Consider the following 22,329-nt stretch of genomic DNA (forward strand, 5'->3'; position numbering starts at 1 on the left):
ACCAAAGAGAAGTATTAAAATGTCATCCCTTTCTCCCTGATTGCGATGCAAAAATAAGTATTTCTTTTGAAAGTCAATCAAGAAATAGGAGAAAATTTAATCAAAAACAATCAGCTTTTACACCTTATTTATATATAAGGGCATTTTTTATTTCATTTTTACTTCTCAAAAACGTAATTTGCAATCTCAATATACCAAATTGACATTGTCAATCCATAGCTTATTGCCAGGTGAGCCTACAAATGCCCCTCCCATACTGGAGGTGAACTGAAGAATCAAATGAGTGGGATGCTCGTTTTCTTCGGCCCAGCCTACTTCCTTAATCAGTTTGCTCTCCCCCTTACTGTTGCGGGCATAATATCCGCCTGCCCCCAATTGCATCAAATCGGCCACATAACGTTTGTCATGCGTAATATCTCCATACATGATTTCATACGTAGCTCCATTGTGCCATCCCTGCGTCTTGTTATATTTCACAGCCACCGTACCCACTCGCTTGGCAATGATGTTTCCTTCCGCATCTTCCGTACGTTTCTGCAACAAACACACCATAATGGCACAGTCCTGCCCCGGGACAGTAGATTTCTTGCTGAATCCGGTCTGGCGAATGCGATTCGGTTCTCCCGACATTTGAACCTTATAATCATAGCGAATGGCCTTAGGACGCGAAGTAAAAGGCAACCCGGAATTCAACGCCTTTTCCCCATCTTTAGTTCCGGTAATCGGTTCCTTCATATCCCCAAGAAACATCGAACCAGAAGCCAATACCGTAATATTGACCAATCCAAGCACCTTTACACTTTCCACATGCGTTTCCAGACGGGCACAATATCCATCCCCCCGCTTTTCGGGATATACACTGGTATTCGTCTTTACAATCCCCATCACCTTCGCCATCACGTTGGAATTGCCCCATGGCGAACCACCCTGATTCACATAAGCCACATTCCCATCTATTTCTTTTGTCGGTCCAAGCTCATACAACAGTTTGGTGTTTCCCCCAATGATTCCCGATTCATGAATCTTACGCGTTACCCATTGGTCCATATCACCATATTTAATGGGAACAACCTTTTCCTGCGCTTGTATAGCCAAAGGCATACCAAGCAATACCATACCTATAATCCTATTCAGTTTCATACATAGTCTAAGTTTTCCGGCGGCAAATATAATAAAAAAAGCGACTGTATTCATGCAGCCGCTTCCAATCCTGATATATGGGATAATAAATCTTATCTATATCACATTTTAATACACCCGATACAACAGCCAAGAACCCTGAAAATCTTCACGGTTAGGATATTTGGCCTTAAATGCGTCTCTTGCCCGGGCAGCCTCGTCTCTCGTGTCAAATGACTCCACTACCACACGATACATGTTACGTTCTGCGTTATACACCACTTTGGCATTATAACCGTCTCTGTCAAGCATGGACTTCAGACCATCTGCATTCGCCTTCACACCAAAACTACCGCAAACCACACTGTAAGCTTTCAGTCCGTCACCAGAAACAAGTTCCACTTTTTCCTCACGCACAGGAGCCGTAGAAACGACAGGTGCAGGCGCCGGAGCAGCCTCTACTGCAGGAGCCTCTGCCGGTGCTTCTGTAGCAGCCGATGCTTCAGCCAGTTCTTGCTGTTTAGCTTTTTCATAAGCTTTCTTGTAAGCACTTTCACTTGATTTACAAGAAGAGAAGGCCAATGCAGTGCACAATGCCATTCCCATTACAACTACTTTCTTCATGTTATCTATACAAATTAGATGAATATTCAGTTTAACATGTTGCAAAGGTAACAATATAAAATCTGCCTGACTATTAAAATCAGTTAATTATATACCTTATACCACATAGATATGCATTTTTCGATAAAAAAAGAACAACATATCAGGATTATTATTAGATTTGTAAAGTAATAACTTTTAAAAAGTAGATTTATGAAAGCATTAAGTATCGTAGCAGCATTCTTAGGTGGTGTAACATTAGGAGCTGCAGCAGGCATTTTGTTTGCTCCGGAAAAAGGCGAAGAAACCCGTAGAAAAATTGCAGAAGTTCTTCGCAAGAAAGGCATTCGGCTGAACCGTGCAGAAATGGAAGATTTGGTCGACCAGATAGCAGCAGAAGTAAAAGACGCTGAATAAATTTGTCGTAAGTATATAAAGCAGGCTTTTTCCAAGGAAAAGTCTGCTTTATATTTTTTCATCTTAGAATAACTGCCTATGTTTGCAAACGATAGAAGCATCGACAACCTGGAAGCCCTTTTCAAGGAAGTCAAAAAATACATAGAACTCCAAGGACAGTATATTAAGCTCGATTTAGTGGAAAAACTAACCGTACTCCTGTCCACTCTCATACTCATACTCATACTCATTATCCTCAGCATGATGGCGCTATTCTATTTCTCATTCATGCTGGTTTATGCCTTGGCCCCATTTGTAGGAAGTCTCATCGGAGGATATGCCATCATCGGAGGTGTCGTCCTCCTTTTGGCGGTTCTCATCTACCGCATGCGAAAACAATGGATATTCCAACCGATGGTACATTTTCTGGCCCGACTGTTCCTAGACGAATCTACCCCTAAAAAATAAGACATAATGGACGAGACAAAAAACCCAATCAACTATAGCGTGGAAATCATTTCCCAACTGAGAGCCCAAAAGAAGCAAGAGCTCAGAGACTCAAAGGAACGCATACAGCGCCTGACTGAAGACTTATTCGCTCCGCAACAAAGTAAAAATAAAATGGAAAATATCATGCAGCATGTCAATGCCGGAATCGCCGCTTACGACGGACTCCGGACAGGTATCATGATATTCCAACGTATTCACCGTTTTTTTAACCGAAAGAAAAGATAAAATCACTGATGAGAATTCCATTACTTATTGCTGCGCTTGCCACATGCAGTGTGGCCGGAGCTGCAGAAAATCCGTTATGGATGCGTTATTGCTCCATCTCTCCCGATGGCAGCACCATTGCATTCTGTTATAAAGGAGACATTTATACCGTGGCCTCCACAGGCGGGGAAGCCAAACAGTTAACAACCCACCAGGCTTATGATACCCATCCCATCTGGAGTCCGGATGGAAAACAGATAGCTTTCGCTTCTTCCCGTCAAGGCAGTATGGATATCTACCTTGTATCCAAAGACGGCGGAACTCCCCAAAGACTGACCACCCACTCCGGAAATGAATTGCCAGTTACTTTTACTGACGAGGGACACCTTCTATTCAGGGCAAGCGTGATGCCGGATGCGGCAGACCTGTCCTTCCCCAGTTCACAGTTTCCGCAAGTGTATGAAGTCAGCACCCAAGGAGGACGCCCCGTCTTGTTTTCGTCTTTCCCCATGGAGGACATCAGCGTAGGTAAAGAAGGGACCACCCTGCTCTATCACGATCAGAAAGGCTACGAAGACCCTTGGCGCAAGCATCATACCTCTTCTATTACGCGTGACATCTGGCTCAGCAAGGAAGACGGCAACCACCAGCGTACTTATCAGAAACTGACGTCCTTCAACGGAGAAGACCGCAGTCCAATATGGAGTGCCGACAACCAGTCATTCTACTACTTAAGCGAAAAAGGCGGTTCTTTCAACGTGTTCAAACGAAACCTGGATGGAAGCAATGAGATTCAGCTGACCCATCACACCCAACATCCGGTCCGTTTTCTGTCTGCTTCACGAGACGGCCTTTTATGCTACGGCTACGACGGTGAAATCTATACAGTAAAAGAAGGACAATCTCCACAAAAGGTCAATATCCGTATTGTAACAGACCAAACAGAAACCGAACTGGCTCACCAGATAAGAACCTCTGGGGCTACGGAAATCGCTGTCTCTCCCAATGGAAAAGAAGTGGCTTTCGTACTCCATGGAGATGTATTCGTCACTTCTACCGACTACAGAACCACCAAACAAATCACAGATACCCCCGAACAAGAGCGTAGCATAGATTTTTCTCCAGACGGACGAAGCATCGTATATGCCTCCGAACGGAATGGTATCTGGCAAATCTATCAGTCTAGCCTTACCGAAAAGGAGGAAAAGTTATTCACTTATGCAACCGGCATCAAGGAAGAACGGCTTACGCAGACACAAGTCACCTCTTTCCAACCTCAATACAGCCCGGACGGGAAGAAAGTGGCCTTCCTTGAAAACCGCACGACTTTGCGTGTACTCAACCTGAAAGACAAGTCCGTATGCACTGCCATGGACGGGAAATATGAGTATTCCTACAGCGACGGAGACCAGTGGTTCCAGTGGAGTCCCGACAGCCGCTGGCTGCTTTGCGGCTATATCGGCACAGGCGGATGGAACAACAGCGACGTGGCATTGGTCAATGCTTCCGGCAACGGCGAAATCCATAACCTGACAGAAAGCGGATACAATGATTCCAACGCGAAATGGGTGCTGGATGGAAAGGCCATGATCTGGGAAAGTGACCGGGCCGGCTACAGAAGCCACGGAAGCTGGGGAGCCGAAAGTGATGTCTACATCATGTTCTTCGACTTGGATGCCTACGAACGCTTCCGGCTGAGTAAGGAAGAGCTGGCACTCGTAGAAGAAAAAGAGAAAAAGGAGGAAGACAAGGACAAGCAGGACGACAAGAAAAAGGACAAAAAGAAAAATAAAGAGAAATCAGAAAAAGAGGAAGTCACCCCTCTCACTTTTGACCTGGAAAATTGCCGTGACCGAATAATCCGACTGACAGGAAATTCGTCTTTCCTGGGTGATGCCGTACTTTCTCCCAAAGGTGACAAATTGTATTACCAGGCTTCCTTTGAAGATGGAGCCGACTTGTGGGTACACGATTTGAAGGAACAGAAGACCGAACGTTTGCTCAAGGACATCGGATATGGTTCATTGATTTACAACAAAGAAAACAAACAGCTGTTCTTGTGCAGCAACGGAGCCATCAAGAAGATAGACACCGAAAAGAACAACATCCAGAATGTTGATTTTGAAGCCATATTCAACTATCGTCCTTACAAGGAACGGGAATATATTTTCAATCACGTATGGCAGCAAGTGCTCGACAAGTTCTATGTGCCCGACCTGCATGGGACCGACTGGAAATTCTACCGTGAAAGCTATGCCCGCTTCCTGCCATACATCAACAACAACTATGATTTCCAGGAAATGCTGAGCGAACTGCTGGGCGAGCTGAACGGTTCCCATACCGGTGCCCGGTATTATGCTCCGGGAGCTACCCTCTCCACTGCCTGTCTGGGAGCTTTCTTCGACAACACATACGACGGCGACGGTTTGAAGATACAGGAAATCATCGCCAAAGGTCCGTTTGCAGTCAAGAAAACCGATGTGACCACGGGATGCATCATCGAAAAGATTGACGGCCAACCGATACTGAAAAATGCGGATTATTTCCCGATGCTGGAAGGAAAAGCCGGGAAAAACGTACAACTCAGCATTTACAACCCAGCAAATGGCAAACGATTCCAGGTGAGCATCAAACCTATCAGTATGGGGGCCCAGAATGAGCTTCTTTACAAGCGCTGGGTGAAACGGAATGAAAAAATGGTGGAAAAACTTTCCGGAGGACGCATTGCATACGTACACGTGAAAGGCATGGACAGCCCAAGCTTCCGCACCGTGTACAGCGAATTGCTGAGCGACCGGAACCGTAACAAGGAAGCGGTCATCGTCGACACCCGTCATAATGGCGGAGGATGGCTTCACGACGACCTGGCCACTTTGCTGAGCGGCAAAGAATACCAACGTTTCGTGCCACGTGGACAATACATCGGTAGCGATCCGTTCAATAAATGGCTGAAACCTTCTTGCGTCATGGTCTGCGAAGACAACTACAGTAACGCACATGGTTTCCCATGGGTATATAAGGAACTGAAAATCGGAAAACTGATTGGTGCTCCTGTGCCCGGCACCATGACTGCCGTTTGGTGGGAACGCCAGATAGACCCAACTATCGTGTTCGGTATCCCACAGGTAGGCTGCATGGATATGCGTGGCCAGTACATGGAGAACCATCTGCTGGAACCCGACATTACCGTGTACAATACCCCCGAAAAATCATTAAAGGGCGAAGATGAGCAACTGGAAGCAGCCGTAAAAGAAATGCTCAAAGAAGCCGATGCGGCAAAAAATAAAAAATAAGATTCCAACTACCTAAAAAACAGACAGGCGGGAAAAGCTGATTCGTGTTCAACTTTCCCCGCCTTTGTGCTTCTGCCTCATTTTCTTTTCTCTTTCAGGAATCTTGACGAATGACCCGTCAGCATCTATTCTCCTTTCACCACCAGTTCCTGATGCATCACTTCCTGACGGTTATAGTTCCGCTGGTGTGTTTTCCAATATTCCTCCAGATTATCCGCCTCTTCTTTCGTCAGATGAATCACGGCTCCGTGCTTGGGAGAAGTATAATTGGTTGTCTTCATGACCCCTTCGTTAAAGTGTCCCAAATTCTTGAAATACACGAAGTCGGAAGTCTCGGCAAATCCGAAATTATGAGGTGTAATACTGAATATGTCATACATCAACACCCATTTGTCCTCGCCAATCCTTTTCCATACATTGGGGGCCTCACACGCCTTTGGCTCAAAGTCATACCAACGGGCATCGTACACATAACCTCCGTTCATCCGGTCGGATACGGCCTGTTTGATTCCTCCAATTCCGTCATGGGCCACATAAAACAAATGGTACTTGTCACCAATCTTGGTAATATCTCCATCAATGGCCGACACTCCGTCCATCGGATACTCAAACAAAATCTGAGGCGTGCTTTCTATCTTATTGAAATCATCGTTCACATAAACATAATACAATTTGTTGGCCTCGCTCTTGAACCGCATGGTATAATAAATCATCAGTTTGCCCTTCTTATCGTCATAAGCCACTTCGGGCGCCCATACGCAACCCACTTCGCTCAATCCGGCAGAAAGCCTGTCGAAACGGATATTGGCCCGATTCCAGTGAATCAAATCCCATGATTTCATCAGCACCAGCCCCCGGTTGTTTCCCCATCCGTACTCCGGACCACGCTCCCATTCTGTTGTCCGGTAACCGTCCCGCCGGCCAAACACATGCAGGTCGGTCATCGACAAGTAAAAGGCTCCATCCGGTCCGCGGAAGATATGCGGGTCACGAATGCCTCGCTGATAGGCTATGGTATCGCCCGCCAATACAGGCTCACCGTTATTGACAGCCGTAAAGGTATAACCGTCACGACTCACAGCCATATACAGGCCATGCGTTTCATCCCGGTGAAAAACCATCAGGTAGGCTCCCATATCCTTTTCTTCCGGAATAGCGTTACGATAACGGAAATCACGGAACCTTACCTGCCCTTTTCCCGCAGCATAAAGCGCCGGACGCAAAGCATAAAATCCTTTATACACATTGTGATTCAAACGGGACACATCTACATTCTCGGCCAACACTTCCCATGTCTTTCCATCCGCACTGACCGACATTTTCAAACGGTTACCCTGATTCAATATTTTTATTTTGAACTTATTTCCCAACTGATTGGCTGCCGTCAAAGGTTTCTCTTCTCCACGATAGATAGTAAAAATTTTCCCATTGGATGCTACCCCTGCATACGCCTGCTCATTGTAATAAAGCAGCAGACCACCCGTATTACCATTGCTCAAGGTAACTTCCACTCCCGTTTCATAACATTTATCTCTTGCCGTAGTCAGCAAAAGCCGTCCGTCGGCCGGAGTCCGCCCTTTGGCCTTTACCTTCAACATTCCTCCCGTCAGTTCCACAGCCTTCGGTGCATAATCTTTCCAGTATGTCCATTGCAGACCTAATTCAGATCCACCAAAATCATCGGAAACATCCATTTTCAGTTCAGGTTCCCGGTTTCCGCCCGGACAAATACCTTCCTGCGCCGTACGGCACCATCCGTCGGAGGTCCATTCTATCGGTTCAATCAAGGTAGACCTTCCCAAAGTATGATACCCATTGGCGTACGCATGGTATACCACCCACCAGTTACCGTTCACATCGTCGATAAGTGTTGCATGTCCCTTCGACCACCAATTCTCGCTGGCACTATATGTATGCACAATCGGATTATACGGAGAGTTTTCCCAAGGGCCGAACACCGATTTGGAACGGGCCACCACACACATGTGACTCGTAGCCGGCCCGGCTGTTCCTCCTTCTGCCGAAATCATGTAATAATACCCGTCTTTCCGGAGCAGTTTCGGAGATTCCAGATACATATCCTTTCCTTCTGTCACCCAGTTGGCCGGATATTCCCATCCGTCGTACACTTTGCGGCTCGGCCCAGTGACTTTCAATCCGTCTTCGCTCAAGGGAGTAATCCAACCGTTGTTTGTAAACAGATACCGTTTCCCGTCTTCACCCACCACATGGCCTGGATCAATACCTTTTACCTCTAACTTCACCGGCTTGCTCCACGGACCACGGATATCGTCGGCATAAATCACGTAGTTTTCTCCCGTAGAAGTCGGATAATAAATGTAATAACGCCCTTGATATTTCAATAAATCCGGTGCCATGACGGAACCTTCATATTCCGGCAGTGCCCGGCAAACCGGCTCCCAGTGCATCAAATCGGTGGAATGCCAAATCAAGAAACCCGGCGCATAATAGAAAGGTGAATGCGTAATGTAATAATCCTTACCATCACGGAGGATGGACGGATCCGGATAATCTCCGGGAAAAATCACTTTTGGAAAATTCTGTGCTCCTATTCCGGTCCCGACAGAAATGAAAAGCACAATCAACAAGAATAGTTTTTTCATGGAATCTATAAGATGCTAAATTATACAACTACAAAAATAGCAAGTAAAATCTGAAAAAACGGAGAAAAAAGGACACAAAAGGTAGAGAAATGTAACTGATAAAAGGTTCCTTCCAAACGCACTTGCGTTTTCCTTCAAACGTCAAAGAGTTTTGATTAAAACGCACTTACGTTTTGAGTCAAACGTACTTGCGTTTTTTTCAAACACAAAACCGTTGTCCGACCACTCTATAATCGAACAACGGTTTCAGTCAAAAAGACAAGTCTGTAGACTAATAGCTATGCTCGTCTTCTTTTACCTCTTTCATGGTCAGCGGCTTGCGGTCGATAGCCCGCCATGCATAGATGATATAAGCCAGTACGAACGGAACCAGAATAGACACATAGGCCATGGTTTTCAGGGTAAACTGGCTGGAGCAGCTGTTGGCAATGGTCAGCGAACTCTGCAAGTCGGCAGTAGACGGATAATAAGCCGTATGATTATAGCCAGCCACCAGCAACAAGGCCAGCACCGTCAGCACGGTACCGATTCCGGCAAACCAGATGCCGCGGGTATAGGTCTTGCAGAAAATGCTCTTGCCGATTCCATACAACACACCCACAACTCCTATCAGGAACAGGATGAGCAGATACGGCATTTCTACCAGATTATGGAAATATTTGAACGGCTCCATCACAATCAGCCCGTTGTCCGGGTTTACCGCAAAGCCGTCTTTCAACAACATACGGATGACAAACGCCAGAAAGAAGACCAGGAAAGGCACCACATCGGCAATCAATTGACGACGGAAACGGACATTTAGTTCTTCATGACGAATGTTGTTGATGAAATACAGATTTCCCAACAAACGGGCAAGAAACAGTACGGCAAATCCCAGAATCAAATTCCAAGGGTCGCCAAAAGCATCCAATCCATGCCAGCCGTTTCCCCAATGACTGATGACCGGCATCATCTCATCGGTCAGATTACCCTTGCTTACTACGAAATTGGAGCCGTTGAAGAAAGTAGCCACAGCCGCACCCAGCAACAGCGGGCCGACCACTCCGTTCAACACCAAAAAGAACTGATAAGTACGTTTGCCCAGCCAGTTTCCCAGTTTCGACTGAAACTCATAAGACACTGCCTGTAGCACAAAGCTGAAAAGGATAATCATCCACAGCCAGTAAGCCCCTCCAAAACTGGTACTATAGAACAAAGGGAAAGAAGCAAAGAAAGCTCCCCCAAAAGTGACCAGAGTTGTGAAGGTAAATTCCCATTTACGCCCTGTGGAGTTCACAAGCAAAGTACGTTCGTCTTCTGTACGTCCCAGGCAATACAGCAAAGAGTTTCCTCCCTGCACAAACAGCAGAAACACCAGCAATGCACCCAGCAAAGAAACCAGAAACCACCAGTAATGCTGCAAGAATATATAAGTTGAATCCATATTTTTTCGGTTTTAAGATAATGTATCGGTTAGTTTATTTCTCGTCCGGTCCTTTGCGGATAGCTTTCACCATAATACCGATTTCCGCAATCAGCAGCACGGTAAACATCACAAGGAAAATAAAGAAAGTGGTCTGTACGGAACCCGTTTCCAGTTTCGACACGGCTGCATTGACGGGTAGCATGTCCTGAATGGTCCAAGGCTGGCGGCCCATCTCGGCCACAATCCATCCGGCCTGACTGGCAATGTAAGCCAATGGGATGCTCCACAAGGCAATCCAGTGCAACCAGTTTAGCTTGGCCAGCTGTTTTTTCCAGACCAGTACCAAGATAACCAGGAAAAACAAGATGAAATACATACCCAGACCCACCATCACACGGAACGACCAGAACAGCAGTCCCACATGCGGAACCAATGCGTCTTTATCCTGAATATATCCATAACCGAAATAAGGCATATACTCATCCAACGCGCTACGGGCAATCTGCATAGCCGACTCGTCGCCTTGCTGTTTGGCTCTGCGGAAATCAGCCAATGCCGTAATAGCCTTCTTTCCGTTGGCTATCTTCTCCTCCGCAGAAAGTGCGGTAGAACCGTCCGGAAGCGTATAGCCACCGTTCTGCAAGTCATTGATGCCCGGCACATAGCCCGAAGTGCTGTGTGTAGCCAGGAAGGAAAGCATTTCCGGAATCTTAATGGCACCGACCACCGTAAGCGGCTCGTGCGTGCCTCCTTCATATAGCGCCTCCATGGCAGCCAGTTTCATAGGCTGTACCTGTGCCACCTGATAGGCAGATTTGTCGCCCGTTCCAGCCGTTACTAGTGCCGCGAACAATCCGACAGCTGCAGCCACCTTCATGCTGGCCAGCGCAAATTCTTTTTCACGCTTGCGAATCAGATACCAGGCACTTATACCAATGACAAAGGCAGCACCTACCATCCAGCTGCTCAATACCGTATGGAAGAACTTCACCACTGCTACCGGAGAAAAAGCCACCGACATGAAGTCGACCATCTCATTACGCATGGTTTCCGGATTGAATTCCATCCCTACAGGATATTGCATCCAAGAATTTGCCACCAGAATCCACCAGGCAGAAATTGTAGCTCCCAGCCCAGTCAGCCAAGTGGAAGCCAAGTGGAACCCCTTGCTCACCTTGTGCCAGCCAAAGAACATGACAGCCACAAAAGTGGCTTCCATAAAGAAGGCCAGAATGCCTTCAATGGCCAGCGGGGCTCCGAAGATATCGCCCACGAACCAGGAATAGTTACTCCAGTTGGTACCAAACTGAAACTCCAGAATCAAGCCGGTAGCCACGCCTATGGCAAAGTTGATTCCAAAAAGTTTCATCCAGAACTTTGCCGTACGTTTCCAGAATTCATTTCCCGTACGCACATACAGTGTCTCCATAGTTGCCATAATTACGGCCAAGCCCAATGTCAATGGCACAAACAACCAATGGTAAATGGCCGTCAAGGCAAATTGTGCCCTCGACCAGTCAATCATCGAAGTGTCGATTGTTTCAAGCATAAAAAATCACTTTATCGGTTAATATTAATAAGGTATAGTTATTCTGCCATCCGATCGGTCAGTTCCACTCCTACATAATCCTGTTTTTCTTCCTCACTCTTTCCACTCAGAAACGAAGGGAAGAAAAACAATTTCAGTATAAAGAACATGACAAAAAGCTTTATCAGGATAATGGCCCACAAGGTCCGGCCGATGGTCATCTCCCGAAAACCGTCACGGTAAAAATGAAAAATTCGAATGATAGTCTTTTTAATCATAATCTAGTTTTATAATGATTACAAAGTAAATGCTTTATCGGGAAAAAACAAGAGTTTATCGAGATATTCTGTAGAAAAATCTATCTGTTTTGCGCTTCATTATACAATGGAATACATTTGCAATGTAAAAATTCAACGAAATATGAAAAAAAGAGAACTCATTTTCTTCGCCGCATTCGCGACTTTCCTGTCAGCCAATGCCCAGGAGAAACAAACCTGGTCGCTCGATGACTGCATAAATTATGCACTGGAGAAAAACATCCAGCTGCAGCAGAACAAGATTTCCTTACAGGAAAGCGAAGTGGATGTGAAAACTGCAAAGGCTGCACTCTTCCCCAGCCTTTCATTCAATACCGGACAGAACATAGTAAACCGTCCGTATCAGGAGAACAGTGCCACCGTAAGTGGAACAGAAATTATCAGTAGTACGAATAAAACTACTTACAACGGCAGTTACAGCTTGTCGGCACAATGGACACTCTGGAACGGCGGACAGCGCCTGAACAACATCAAACAGCAAAAGAAAAATCAGGAAATAGCCGAACTGAGTGTGGCAGAAACCGAAAATACCCTCAAAGAAGAAATCACGAAACTCTTCCTTCAGATTCTTTACGCAGACGAATCGGTTAACATCAACAAAGGAACACTGGAAGTAAGCAAGGCCACTTACGAACGTGCCAAAGAGCTATTTTACCAAGGGAGTATTTCAAAAGCCGACCTGGCGCAGCTGGAATCTCAGGTAGGAAACGACGAGTATCAGCTGGTGACTTCCGAAAGTTCACTGAGAAACTACAAGCTTCAGCTGAAACAGATGCTTGAACTGGACGGTACAGCCGAAATGGAACTGGAACTTCCAGTGCTGGATGATGCAAAAGTGATGCAGCTGCTCCCGAACCAGGAAGATGTGTACCAGACAGCACTGGCCAACCGACCGGAAATCCAGAGCAGCAAACTGAGCATTGACAATGCCAAGCTGGCCATTTCTTCTGCCAAAAGTGGCTATTTCCCGACAATCAGTCTGTCGGCCTCTACCTCAAGTATGACCAACAACTCCAGCCAGAACAACTGGGCACAACAGATGAAATATGGCTGGAACAACATGATTGGATTGAACATCAGCGTGCCGATTTTCAACAACCGTCAAACCAAAAGTGCGGTAGAAAAAGCACAGTTCCAATACAATTCCTCCTTGCTGAACCTTCAGGACAAACAGAAAGGATTGTACACAGACATCGAAACCATCTGGCTGGACGCACTGAATGCACAACAGCAATATGCAGCGGCCGAAGTGAAACTGAAAAGCAGCCAGACCAGCTTCGACATGGTCAACGAACAGTTCAAATTAGGCATGAAGAATACCGTAGAACTGCTGACAGAAAAAAACAACCTGCTCAGCGCACAGCAGCAGCGGATTCAGGCCAAATATATGGCGATATTGAACCGTACACTACTTGATTTTTACGCAGGAAAAGACATTGAATTATAATAACCTAACAATATGAACAAGAAAAAAATAATTATCACAGCTGGCGTCGTAATTGTACTGGCTGTGGCAGGATACTGGATTTTTGGCAAGAAGAGCGCACAAGGCAAAGTAGACTTCGTTACCGAAACAGTAGCAAAAGGCAACATCAGCAATTCCATTACAGCTACAGGAACCATCGAACCTGTCACTGAGGTGGAGGTCGGTACACAGGTATCAGGTATCATTGATAAAATATACGTAGATTATAATTCGGTAGTAAAAGAAGGGGAAGTGATAGCCGAGATGGATAGAGTGACCCTGCTCAGTGATTTACAGTCAGCGCAAGCTACATACGACGGCGCAAAAGCCGAATACGATTACCAAAAGAAACTATACGAGAGAAACAAAAAGCTACATGAAAAGCAACTGATCAGTGAAACCGACTACGAGCAGAGTACATACGACTACGAACGTGCCAAGAGTACATTCGAACAAAGTCAGGCGGCTCTGTCAAAGGCAGAACGAAACCTTTCTTATGCTACCATCACCTCTCCGATCAATGGTATCGTCACCAGTAAGGACGTAGAAGAAGGACAGACCGTGGCATCTGGTTTTGAAACACCGACCCTGTTTACCATCGCTGCCGATTTGACCAAAATGCAGGTAGTAGCCGATGTGGACGAAGCCGATATAGCCGGAGTGAGAGACAGCGCCAGAGTCACATTCACCGTAGATGCCTATCCCAACGATGTCTTCGAAGGACGGGTTCACCAAATCCGACTGGGCAGCGCCAACAGCAGCAGCTCCAGCAGTACCAGCACCAGCAGCGAAACGGTAGTCACTTATGAGGTGGTCATCACCGCAGACAATCCTGATTTGAAACTGAAACCGAGACTAACCGCTAATGTGACCATCTATACGAATACACGTGACAATGTACTAGTGGTTCCCAACAAAGCCTTGCGATTTACTCCAGAAAAAGAACTGGTAGGCAAAAAGACCATCACCGACTGTGAAGGTGAACACAAAGTATGGACCATGGATGCCAACGGTTTCACAGCTCACCCTGTGAAAATCGGCCTGAGCGACGGAAGCCATACGGAAATTCTGGAGGGTATCAGCGAAGGAACACCGATTGTCACAGAAACCGTATTGAAAGGATTTGCCGATACTACAGCATCTGAAACTTCTGCCGACGGAGAAAGAAGCCCATTCATGCCAGGCCCTCCGGGAAATGACAAGAAGAAACAAAAATAAGGAGATACTGTCATGAAAAAGACTGTCATAGAATTACAAAATATCAAACGGAATTTCCAGGTAGGAGACGAAACGGTCCATGCGTTACGTGGCATCTCATTCAGCATACAGGAAGGAGAGTTCGTGACCATCATGGGTACATCCGGTTCCGGAAAGTCTACCCTTCTGAACACATTGGGATGTCTGGATACGCCGACCAGCGGGGAATATCTTCTTGACGGAGTATCCGTACGCACGATGAGCAAACCGCAAAGAGCGGTACTGCGGAACCGGAAAATCGGATTTGTCTTCCAGAACTACAACCTGCTGCCCAAAACCACGGCAGTAGAAAACGTAGAACTTCCACTGATGTACAACAGTGCCGTCAGTGCCGCTGAACGCCGTCGCCGGGCCATAGAAGCCCTGACTGCCGTAGGACTGGCCGACCGTCTGGAACACAAATCCAACCAAATGTCCGGTGGACAGATGCAGCGCGTGGCCATTGCCCGTGCACTGGTCAACAATCCGGCGGTCATCCTGGCCGATGAAGCGACCGGTAACCTGGACACACGTACTTCTTTCGAAATCCTGGTTCTTTTCCAGAAACTTCACAAGGAAGGACGTACCATCATCTTCGTGACACACAACCCGGAATTGTCACAATACAGCAGCCGCAACATCCGACTGCGTGACGGACATGTCATTGAAGACGTAACCAACCCCCATATTCTTTCGGCTGCGGAAGCACTGGCTGCCCTGCCGAAAAACGATGATGATTGACAATTTATCGAGATGACTTATGAATGGAACAAACCTTTTTAAAATAGCCTTCCGGGCATTGGCCAACAACAAGCTCCGCGCTTTCCTGACCATGCTGGGAATCATTATCGGAGTAGCTTCCGTCATTGCCATGCTGGCCATCGGACAGGGCTCCAAACGGAGCATCCAAAAACAAATCTCCGAAATGGGCTCCAATATGATTATGATTCATCCGGGAGCCGAGATGCGAGGAGGTGTCCGCCAGGACCCGTCGAGCATGCAAACGCTGAAACTGGAGAATTATGAGACTTTACGTGATGAATGTATGTACTTGTCGGCTATCAGCCCGGATGTTTCGGCTTCCGGACAGCTGATTTCAGGCTCCAACAACTACCCTTCTTCTGTGAGCGGAGTAAGCCTCGGCTATCTGACCATCCGGCAGCTGACCGTGGAACAAGGGGATATGTTTACGGAAGAAGATATCCGTACGGCAGCAAAAGTGTGTGTCATTGGTAAAACCATTGTAGACAACCTGTTCCCCGACGGACAAGACCCGATTGGAAAAATTATCCGCTGCAACCAGGTTCCCCTCCGTGTGATTGGAGTGCTCAAATCAAAAGGATACAACTCCATGGGTATGGACCAGGATGACGTGGTACTGGCACCTTACAGCACAGTAATGAAACGTCTGCTTGCCCAAACCTATCTGAGCGGTATCTTTGCTTCTGCCCTGACGGAAGACATGACGGAAGAAGCCGTTGACGAAATCACAAATATCCTCAGAAGAGAACATAAGCTGAAAGAAACAGACGATGATGATTTTACCATCCGTACCCAGCAGGAACTCAGCTCCATGCTAAATACTACCACCGACCTGATGACTACCCTGCTGGCCTGTATCGCGGGAATCTCCCTGGTGGTAGGAGGTATCGGTATCATGAACATCATGTATGTCAGTGTAACTGAACGTACCCGCGAAATCGGACTCCGTATGTCTGTGGGTGCAAGAGGAATAGATATTCTGTCACAATTCTTGATAGAATCCATCCTAATCAGTATCACAGGAGGATTGATTGGAGTGATTCTGGGCTGTGGAGCCAGCTTCGTCATCAAGACGGTTGCCCACTGGCCTGTATTCATCCAGCCATGGAGTGTATTGCTGTCATTTGCAGTATGTACCTTCACCGGTGTATTCTTCGGATGGTATCCGGCCAAGAAAGCGGCCGACCTGGATCCGATTGAAGCACTGCGTTATGAATAAAAAATAACGGAACTACTTTGTTCTTCATAACTTTGGTTTCCTGTCCGGCCGTCTATCTCTGCAGTAATATTTCGAAGTATTTGCTGCGTGTGACGGCCGGACTTTTCTTAAATTATCGTATCTTTGCTTTAAATCAATCTAATATGGTGCATCTAACCCACAACAAACACCGCTTACTGGAATTAATCATCCACACAATATGCTGGGGATTATTCTTCGGATTTCCGCTGTTTTTTACCCAACACGACAACGGAAATATCGACTGGAAAGAATTTATCAACCACTCCGGGGTATCGCTCGCCTTTTTTATCATTTTTTACGTCAACTACCTGATCCTGATTCCCAAGATACTCTTCAAAGAACATATCGGACGTTTCATTTTCCTGAACATCCTTCTTATTCTTGTGGCCTCCATCGGACTACGCTACTGGCACAACCTGATTGCCTTTCCACCTCCCGTACGCCCGCGCTCTTACCTGCCTCCCCGATACATCTTTTATATAAGAGACATGACCAGCATGATTTTTATGGTAGGATTGAGTGTGGCCATCCGGATGAGCCTCCGTTGGAGTGCTACAGAGCTGGCACGCCGGGAAGCGGTGAAAAGCCGTACGGAGGCGGAACTTAAGAACCTCCGCAACCAGCTGAATCCACATTTCTTGCTGAATACCCTGAACAACATCTATGCACTCACTGCATTCGATACAGACAAGGCACAGCAAGCCATCCAGGAACTCAGCAAGCTGTTACGATATGTGCTATACGACAATCAGGAAAATTTTGTTCCTCTTATCAAGGAAGTGGAATTCATACGAAACTACATTGAGCTGATGCGTATCCGAGTTTCCTCTCAAGTGAAAATCAGCACCCATTTTCAAATCCATCCGAACAGTCAGAGTCCTGTGGCTCCCTTGTTATTCATTTCACTGATAGAAAATGCCTTCAAGCATGGAGTATCTCCCACAGAACCCAGCTTTATTGACATCACATTGACTGAAAAAGAGAACAAAATCCACTGTATAATACGCAACAGCAACTACCCTAAAAGTTTCACCGACAAAAGTGGATCGGGTATCGGACTGGAACAAGTACACAAAAGATTGGAACTTCTGTATGCCGGACATTACGAATGGCAACATCAGGTCAGCCCCGACCAAAAAGAATACAGTTCGATTTTGACAATTGATATTCCAGACACTAATCTTAAAAAAACAATGCCATGACAATCAAATGCGCCATTATTGATGATGAACCTTTAGCACTCGGATTACTGGAAAGCTATGTGAAGAAGACTCCTTCACTGGAACTATGCGGAGCATATTCCAGTGCCATTCAGGCCATGGAGCTACTGAACGGACATCCGGTAGACCTGATTTTTCTGGACATCCAAATGCCAGAACTGAACGGACTGGAGTTCTCCAAAATAATTCCGAACAGTACACGCATCATCTTCACAACTGCCTTCGGACAATATGCTTTGGACGGTTACAAGGTGAATGCCCTTGATTATCTACTCAAACCTATCAGCTATACAGATTTCATGACAGCCGTAAATAAAGCCATACAGTGGTTTGAACTCTGCCAAAAGGCTGAGAATGCACCAGAAGAAGTACAGTCTTCCGAGGATTTGAAATATATTTACGTAAAAAGCGACTATAAACTGATTCAAATTGAGCTGGATAAGATTCTATACATCGAAGGGCTAAAAGATTACATTAAAATTCACTTGGAAGACAATCCTCGGCCTATCCTCTCACTGGTCAGTATGAAAATGATGGAAGACAAACTGCCGGCCAACCGCTTCATACGGATTCACCGGTCTTTCATTGTGCAAAAACAAAAAATAAAAATTATAGAAAAAGGTAGAATTGTTTTCGGGAAGGAGTACATTCCGATATCTGACAGCTACAAACAGGAGCTCCAAAATTATGTTAATAAACATACTATTTGAAAATCTGTTGTATTTTCAACATTTTTTTCTGAAACAATCCAATTTTTTACTGATTTTCTTTGGCTACAAACAATCTAAACCCTATATTTGTAGCATACATAATAAAAGCGGAAGTTGTGAAACTTCCTTTAGAATAGTTTAGTTAAGTCTAGTTTAGTTTTTGTGTTGTGATACTCCTGCTAATAGTGATTAGCGGGAGTATCTTTTTTTCTTATCGAAGATATATCCAGCTCTGCCTAAAATAGATTTATTAACAAACCACCTTCTATAGTTGTTAAAAAACAACAATGTTACAAAACTGCATATTCTTACAATTTGTATAACAAATTCAAGGAATAGCAATCAATTTATGAATCTGCAAGCTCAAACGCCAGACAGGATGTCCTTTTATATAATCCACCACTTCGGTAGTATTCATACAAGAACAAGGTTGCAGGAAATAGGCGGAAGCGGGTATCTGCAAATACGGCTCCACATCTTGCCCCTGATAGACCACCTTTATTTCATCTACCCTCTGCACACGTAACTGTGTACCTTGCTTGGGTGAACAGGTTACCCAGTCGATACCTTCAGGAAGTACACGGGTTCCATTCGTTTCGATACACACATACTTTCCTGCCGCATGCAAGGCGGTAACCAGCTGATCATCTACCCACAAGCCCGGTTCGCCCCCCGTCAAAATCACCATCCGGCAAGGATAGTTCCTCACCGCCGCCAGAATCTCTTCGTCCGACATCATCCTCCCCTGCTCATGCTTCGTGTCACAAAAATCACAATGCAGGTTACATCCAGAAAAACGGACAAAAACAGCAGGTGTGCCCACATGAAAACCCTCCCCCTGAAGGCTGTAAAAAATCTCATTAATCTTTTTCATAAATTACGGTGTTTCCTTCCGATTCACAGACTTCCACTTTTACACAATGGGGTACACGTTCACAAATCCATCGGGCTATATTTTCAGCGGTTGGATTACAAGACAACACGTCATTCAGGTTTTTATGATCCAACTGTCCTTTTACCACCTCCTTAATATGCGTGAAATCGACCACCATACCATCTGCATTCAGCTCTGCCGACTGACAATAAACCGTAACTATCCAATTGTGACCATGCAGGTTTTCACACTTACTTTCATAGGAAAGTTCCAGACGATGAGAAGCCGAAATCTCCATCCGTTTAATAACTGTATACATAACAATTTGATTTTTAAAAGATTAAAAACTCCGCATTTAATGTCACCTCAATGCAACTACAAAGGTAAAAAAGAATTATCAGACAGAAAAAATTCATGCACAAAGATTTGCACGGACATCAAAACTCACAATTTTTAATAAAATCCACAACAAATATTTTTGAAATTCCAATCAATACAGTATATTTGTATATACTTTTTTGATATACGAATGACGGAAGAGGACAAAAAACTGCTGCACACTTTCGAAGGCAAGTTAAGGCAATTGCTGTTTCTTTATGAAGGACTGAGAAAAGAGAACCTTTCATTAAGAAAAGAAATTGACGAAAAAAACGCAGAAATCGATGAGTTAAAAAGCAGTTGGAAAGAATTGGAAACCAAATATATCAACTTGAAAAGCGCCCGTATCCTCAGTATCAACGACAACGACCTCCGCGATACGAAACAAAGGCTGGCGAAACTTGTGCGTGAAGTCGATAAATGCATCGCTTTGCTGAATGAATAAAACAAAACGGTAAAGTATATACTTTTATGGACGAAAAAAAGAGATTTAATCTACTAATTGACAACGAACGTTATCCTGTGTCCATATTCCCATCGGAAGAGGAAGGATACCGGGAAGCTGCCAAACAGATTAACTATAAACTAAATAAATATCGCAGTGCATTTCCAGAATTTAACAGCATACAACACTGGAAAATGGTTGCACTCGATTTAGCGTATGAAAATACATCCATGAAGGACAGGAACGACACCCGTCCGTATATGGAGAAACTAAAGGAGCTGGATGAGGATATTGAAAAATGTATCCAACAAAGCCAGAATAAAGGTTTATAGAGAGAAAGACGTTTATTTTAAAGTAGTTTCACGCATAAGCTTGACCCGAAGGATTCCGACGGAAAAGCTTATGCGTTTTTTATTTATATATTTAAATTAATTATAATGTTGACGACAGTAATACTAGCGATTGTGGCCTTCCTGGTAGGAGGTGCATTGTCGTATGGGTTCTTTAAGTATGGCTTAAAGACGAAATATGACACCATTATCAAAGAAGCCGAGACAGAGGCCGAAGTTATCAAGAAAAACAAGCTTCTGGAAGTAAAAGAGAAATTCCTGAATAAAAAAGCTGATTTGGAAAAGGAAGTTGCTCAGCGAAACCAAAAAATCCAACAGGCGGAAAACAAGCTGAAGCAACGTGAAATGGTGCTCAATCAAAAAAATGAAGAACTTCAGCGCAAACGCAATGAAACTGAAGCTATCAAAGAGAATCTGGACGCACAGCTGGTAATTATAGAAAAGAAAAAAGAAGAACTGGACAACTTGCAGTCACAGGAAAGAGAGAAACTGGAAACCATCTCTGGACTGTCGGCAGAAGAAGCAAAAGAACGCTTGGTGGAATCCCTAAAGGAAGAGGCCAAGACACAGGCACAATCGTACATCAATGACATCATGGACGATGCCAAGCTTACTGCCAACCGTGAAGCCAAGCGTATTGTTATCCAGTCTATCCAAAGAGTGGCAACTGAAACCGCCATTGAAAACTCTGTCACTGTATTCCATATAGAATCAGACGAAATCAAGGGACGTATCATCGGACGTGAGGGACGTAACATCCGTGCCTTGGAAGCTGCCACGGGTGTAGAAATTGTAGTGGATGACACTCCGGAAGCCATTGTACTTTCTGCCTTCGACCCGGTTCGCCGTGAAATTGCCCGTCTGGCCTTGCACCAGCTGGTAACCGACGGACGTATCCACCCGGCACGTATTGAAGAAGTAGTAGCCAAGGTACGTAAACAGGTAGAAGATGAAATCATAGAAACCGGTAAACGTACTACGATTGACTTGGGTATCCACGGCCTGCATCCGGAACTGATCCGTATCATCGGTAAGATGAAATACCGTTCTTCTTACGGACAGAACCTACTGCAGCACGCACGTGAAACTGCCAACTTATGTGCCGTAATGGCTTCCGAACTGGGATTAAATCCGAAGAAAGCCAAACGTGCCGGTCTGTTGCACGATATTGGTAAGGTACCCGATGAGGAACCTGAATTGCCACATGCATTGCTGGGTATGAAACTGGCTGAAAAATACAAAGAAAAAGCGGATATCTGCAATGCCATCGGTGCACACCACGATGAAGTGGAAATGACCAGCCTTCTGGCACCTATCGTGCAGGTCTGTGATGCTATCTCTGGAGCCCGTCCGGGAGCACGCCGTGAAATCGTAGAAGCTTACATCAAGCGTTTGAACGACCTTGAACAGCTGGCTATGTCTTATCCGGGTGTAACCAAGACTTATGCTATCCAGGCAGGACGTGAACTCCGTGTCATTGTGGGGGCTGATAAGATTGACGATAAACAGACGGAAAGCCTGTCAACCGAAATAGCCAAGAAGATTCAAGATGAAATGACCTACCCGGGACAAGTAAAAATCACGGTTATCCGTGAAACCCGTGCAGTCAGCTTTGCGAAATAAAATTCATAAAAAATCCGGGATTCTCAC

Annotated in this window: 21 protein-coding genes; 13 read left to right on the forward strand and 8 right to left on the reverse strand. The window is 45.4% G+C overall.

Annotation, left to right across the window (positions count from 1 at the left end; all coding sequences use genetic code 11):
• Positions 1-186 precede the first annotated feature (186 nt).
• Together BQ7480_RS12735 and BQ7480_RS12740 are read right to left on the reverse strand one after the other, a co-directional pair.
• A complete protein-coding gene (locus tag BQ7480_RS12735) occupies positions 187-1,140 on the reverse strand; it encodes a PCMD domain-containing protein (RefSeq protein WP_072543159.1) in 954 nt (317 codons plus the stop codon).
• A gap of 108 nt (positions 1,141-1,248) precedes the next feature.
• The gene (locus BQ7480_RS12740) at positions 1,249-1,743 is read right to left on the reverse strand and encodes an SPOR domain-containing protein (RefSeq protein WP_072543160.1); all 495 of its coding nucleotides are present in this window, start codon (positions 1,741-1,743) and stop codon (positions 1,249-1,251) included.
• 192 nt (positions 1,744-1,935) lie between these two features.
• Between BQ7480_RS12740 and BQ7480_RS12745 the strand changes: the two genes are divergently transcribed.
• The 4 genes from BQ7480_RS12745 to BQ7480_RS12760 all read left to right on the forward strand — a co-directional run bounded on the left by BQ7480_RS12745 (position 1,936) and on the right by BQ7480_RS12760 (position 6,125).
• A complete protein-coding gene (locus tag BQ7480_RS12745) occupies positions 1,936-2,139 on the forward strand; it encodes a YtxH domain-containing protein (protein ID WP_072543161.1) in 204 nt (67 codons plus the stop codon).
• Between the two features lie 78 nt (positions 2,140-2,217).
• Positions 2,218-2,586 (forward strand): phage holin family protein, encoded by a 369-nt coding sequence (locus BQ7480_RS12750; RefSeq protein ID WP_072543162.1) that lies wholly within the window; start codon positions 2,218-2,220, stop codon positions 2,584-2,586.
• Positions 2,587-2,592: 6 nt separating this feature from the next.
• Positions 2,593-2,853 (forward strand): hypothetical protein, encoded by a 261-nt coding sequence (locus BQ7480_RS12755; protein ID WP_072543163.1) that lies wholly within the window; start codon positions 2,593-2,595, stop codon positions 2,851-2,853.
• Between the two features lie 8 nt (positions 2,854-2,861).
• Entirely contained in the window at positions 2,862-6,125 is a 3,264-nt protein-coding gene (locus BQ7480_RS12760; protein WP_072543164.1) for a S41 family peptidase, read from the forward strand.
• Between the two features lie 125 nt (positions 6,126-6,250).
• Here the strand turns inward: BQ7480_RS12760 and BQ7480_RS12765 are convergent, their stop codons facing one another.
• From BQ7480_RS12765 to BQ7480_RS12780, 4 genes are all read right to left on the reverse strand, one after another.
• Positions 6,251-8,749: a family 43 glycosylhydrolase gene (locus BQ7480_RS12765; protein WP_072543165.1), complete on the reverse strand. Its 2,499-nt coding sequence runs from the start codon at positions 8,747-8,749 to the stop codon at positions 6,251-6,253.
• Positions 8,750-9,020: 271 nt separating this feature from the next.
• Positions 9,021-10,172, reverse strand: coding sequence for a cytochrome d ubiquinol oxidase subunit II (cydB, locus tag BQ7480_RS12770; RefSeq protein WP_072543166.1), 1,152 nt, complete (start codon positions 10,170-10,172; stop codon positions 9,021-9,023).
• A gap of 34 nt (positions 10,173-10,206) precedes the next feature.
• A complete protein-coding gene (locus BQ7480_RS12775; RefSeq protein ID WP_072543167.1) occupies positions 10,207-11,703 on the reverse strand; it encodes a cytochrome ubiquinol oxidase subunit I in 1,497 nt (498 codons plus the stop codon).
• 38 nt (positions 11,704-11,741) lie between these two features.
• Positions 11,742-11,960 carry a DUF4492 domain-containing protein gene (locus BQ7480_RS12780; protein WP_022354196.1) on the reverse strand — a complete coding sequence of 73 codons (219 nt, stop codon included), beginning with the start codon at positions 11,958-11,960 and terminating at the stop codon, positions 11,742-11,744.
• Positions 11,961-12,102: 142 nt separating this feature from the next.
• Between BQ7480_RS12780 and BQ7480_RS12785 the strand changes: the two genes are divergently transcribed.
• From BQ7480_RS12785 to BQ7480_RS12810, 6 genes are all read left to right on the forward strand, one after another.
• Positions 12,103-13,446, forward strand: a complete 1,344-nt coding sequence (locus BQ7480_RS12785; RefSeq protein ID WP_072543168.1) for a TolC family protein — start codon at positions 12,103-12,105, stop codon at positions 13,444-13,446.
• Positions 13,447-13,458: 12 nt separating this feature from the next.
• Positions 13,459-14,682 carry an efflux RND transporter periplasmic adaptor subunit gene (locus BQ7480_RS12790; RefSeq protein ID WP_072543169.1) on the forward strand — a complete coding sequence of 408 codons (1,224 nt, stop codon included), beginning with the start codon at positions 13,459-13,461 and terminating at the stop codon, positions 14,680-14,682.
• A gap of 12 nt (positions 14,683-14,694) precedes the next feature.
• Complete coding sequence (locus BQ7480_RS12795; protein ID WP_022354193.1) at positions 14,695-15,441, forward strand: ABC transporter ATP-binding protein; 747 nt, start codon at positions 14,695-14,697, stop codon at positions 15,439-15,441.
• A gap of 19 nt (positions 15,442-15,460) precedes the next feature.
• Complete coding sequence (locus BQ7480_RS12800; protein WP_072543170.1) at positions 15,461-16,681, forward strand: ABC transporter permease; 1,221 nt, start codon at positions 15,461-15,463, stop codon at positions 16,679-16,681.
• Positions 16,682-16,824: 143 nt separating this feature from the next.
• On the forward strand, positions 16,825-17,904 hold the full coding sequence (locus tag BQ7480_RS12805) for a sensor histidine kinase (RefSeq protein ID WP_072543171.1): 1,080 nt from the start codon (positions 16,825-16,827) through the stop codon (positions 17,902-17,904).
• On the forward strand, positions 17,901-18,632 hold the full coding sequence (locus tag BQ7480_RS12810) for a LytR/AlgR family response regulator transcription factor (protein ID WP_072543172.1): 732 nt from the start codon (positions 17,901-17,903) through the stop codon (positions 18,630-18,632). The genes BQ7480_RS12805 and BQ7480_RS12810 overlap by 4 nt, the downstream gene beginning before the upstream one ends.
• A gap of 328 nt (positions 18,633-18,960) precedes the next feature.
• On the opposite strand, the gene BQ7480_RS12815 is transcribed toward BQ7480_RS12810, so the two are convergent.
• Positions 18,961-19,506 carry a 7-carboxy-7-deazaguanine synthase QueE gene (locus BQ7480_RS12815; protein ID WP_072543173.1) on the reverse strand — a complete coding sequence of 182 codons (546 nt, stop codon included), beginning with the start codon at positions 19,504-19,506 and terminating at the stop codon, positions 18,961-18,963.
• Positions 19,493-19,825, reverse strand: coding sequence for a 6-carboxytetrahydropterin synthase QueD (gene queD / locus BQ7480_RS12820; RefSeq protein WP_072543174.1), 333 nt, complete (start codon positions 19,823-19,825; stop codon positions 19,493-19,495). Before queD ends, BQ7480_RS12815 begins: the two co-directional genes overlap by 14 nt.
• A 210-nt stretch (positions 19,826-20,035) precedes the next feature.
• Here queD and BQ7480_RS12825 point away from each other — a divergent pair, with 210 nt between their 5' ends.
• The 3 genes from BQ7480_RS12825 to rny all read left to right on the forward strand — a co-directional run bounded on the left by BQ7480_RS12825 (position 20,036) and on the right by rny (position 22,302).
• The gene (locus tag BQ7480_RS12825; protein WP_083581820.1) at positions 20,036-20,329 is read left to right on the forward strand and encodes a hypothetical protein; all 294 of its coding nucleotides are present in this window, start codon (positions 20,036-20,038) and stop codon (positions 20,327-20,329) included.
• A 26-nt stretch (positions 20,330-20,355) separates the two neighbouring features.
• Positions 20,356-20,661, forward strand: coding sequence for a cell division protein ZapA (locus BQ7480_RS12830; RefSeq protein WP_072543175.1), 306 nt, complete (start codon positions 20,356-20,358; stop codon positions 20,659-20,661).
• Between the two features lie 105 nt (positions 20,662-20,766).
• Positions 20,767-22,302 carry a ribonuclease Y gene (gene rny / locus BQ7480_RS12835; RefSeq protein ID WP_072543176.1) on the forward strand — a complete coding sequence of 512 codons (1,536 nt, stop codon included), beginning with the start codon at positions 20,767-20,769 and terminating at the stop codon, positions 22,300-22,302.
• Positions 22,303-22,329: the final 27 nt, after the last annotated feature.

It is taken from the genome of Bacteroides mediterraneensis, from assembly GCF_900128455.1.
Lineage (GTDB): Bacteria > Bacteroidota > Bacteroidia > Bacteroidales > Bacteroidaceae > Phocaeicola > Phocaeicola mediterraneensis.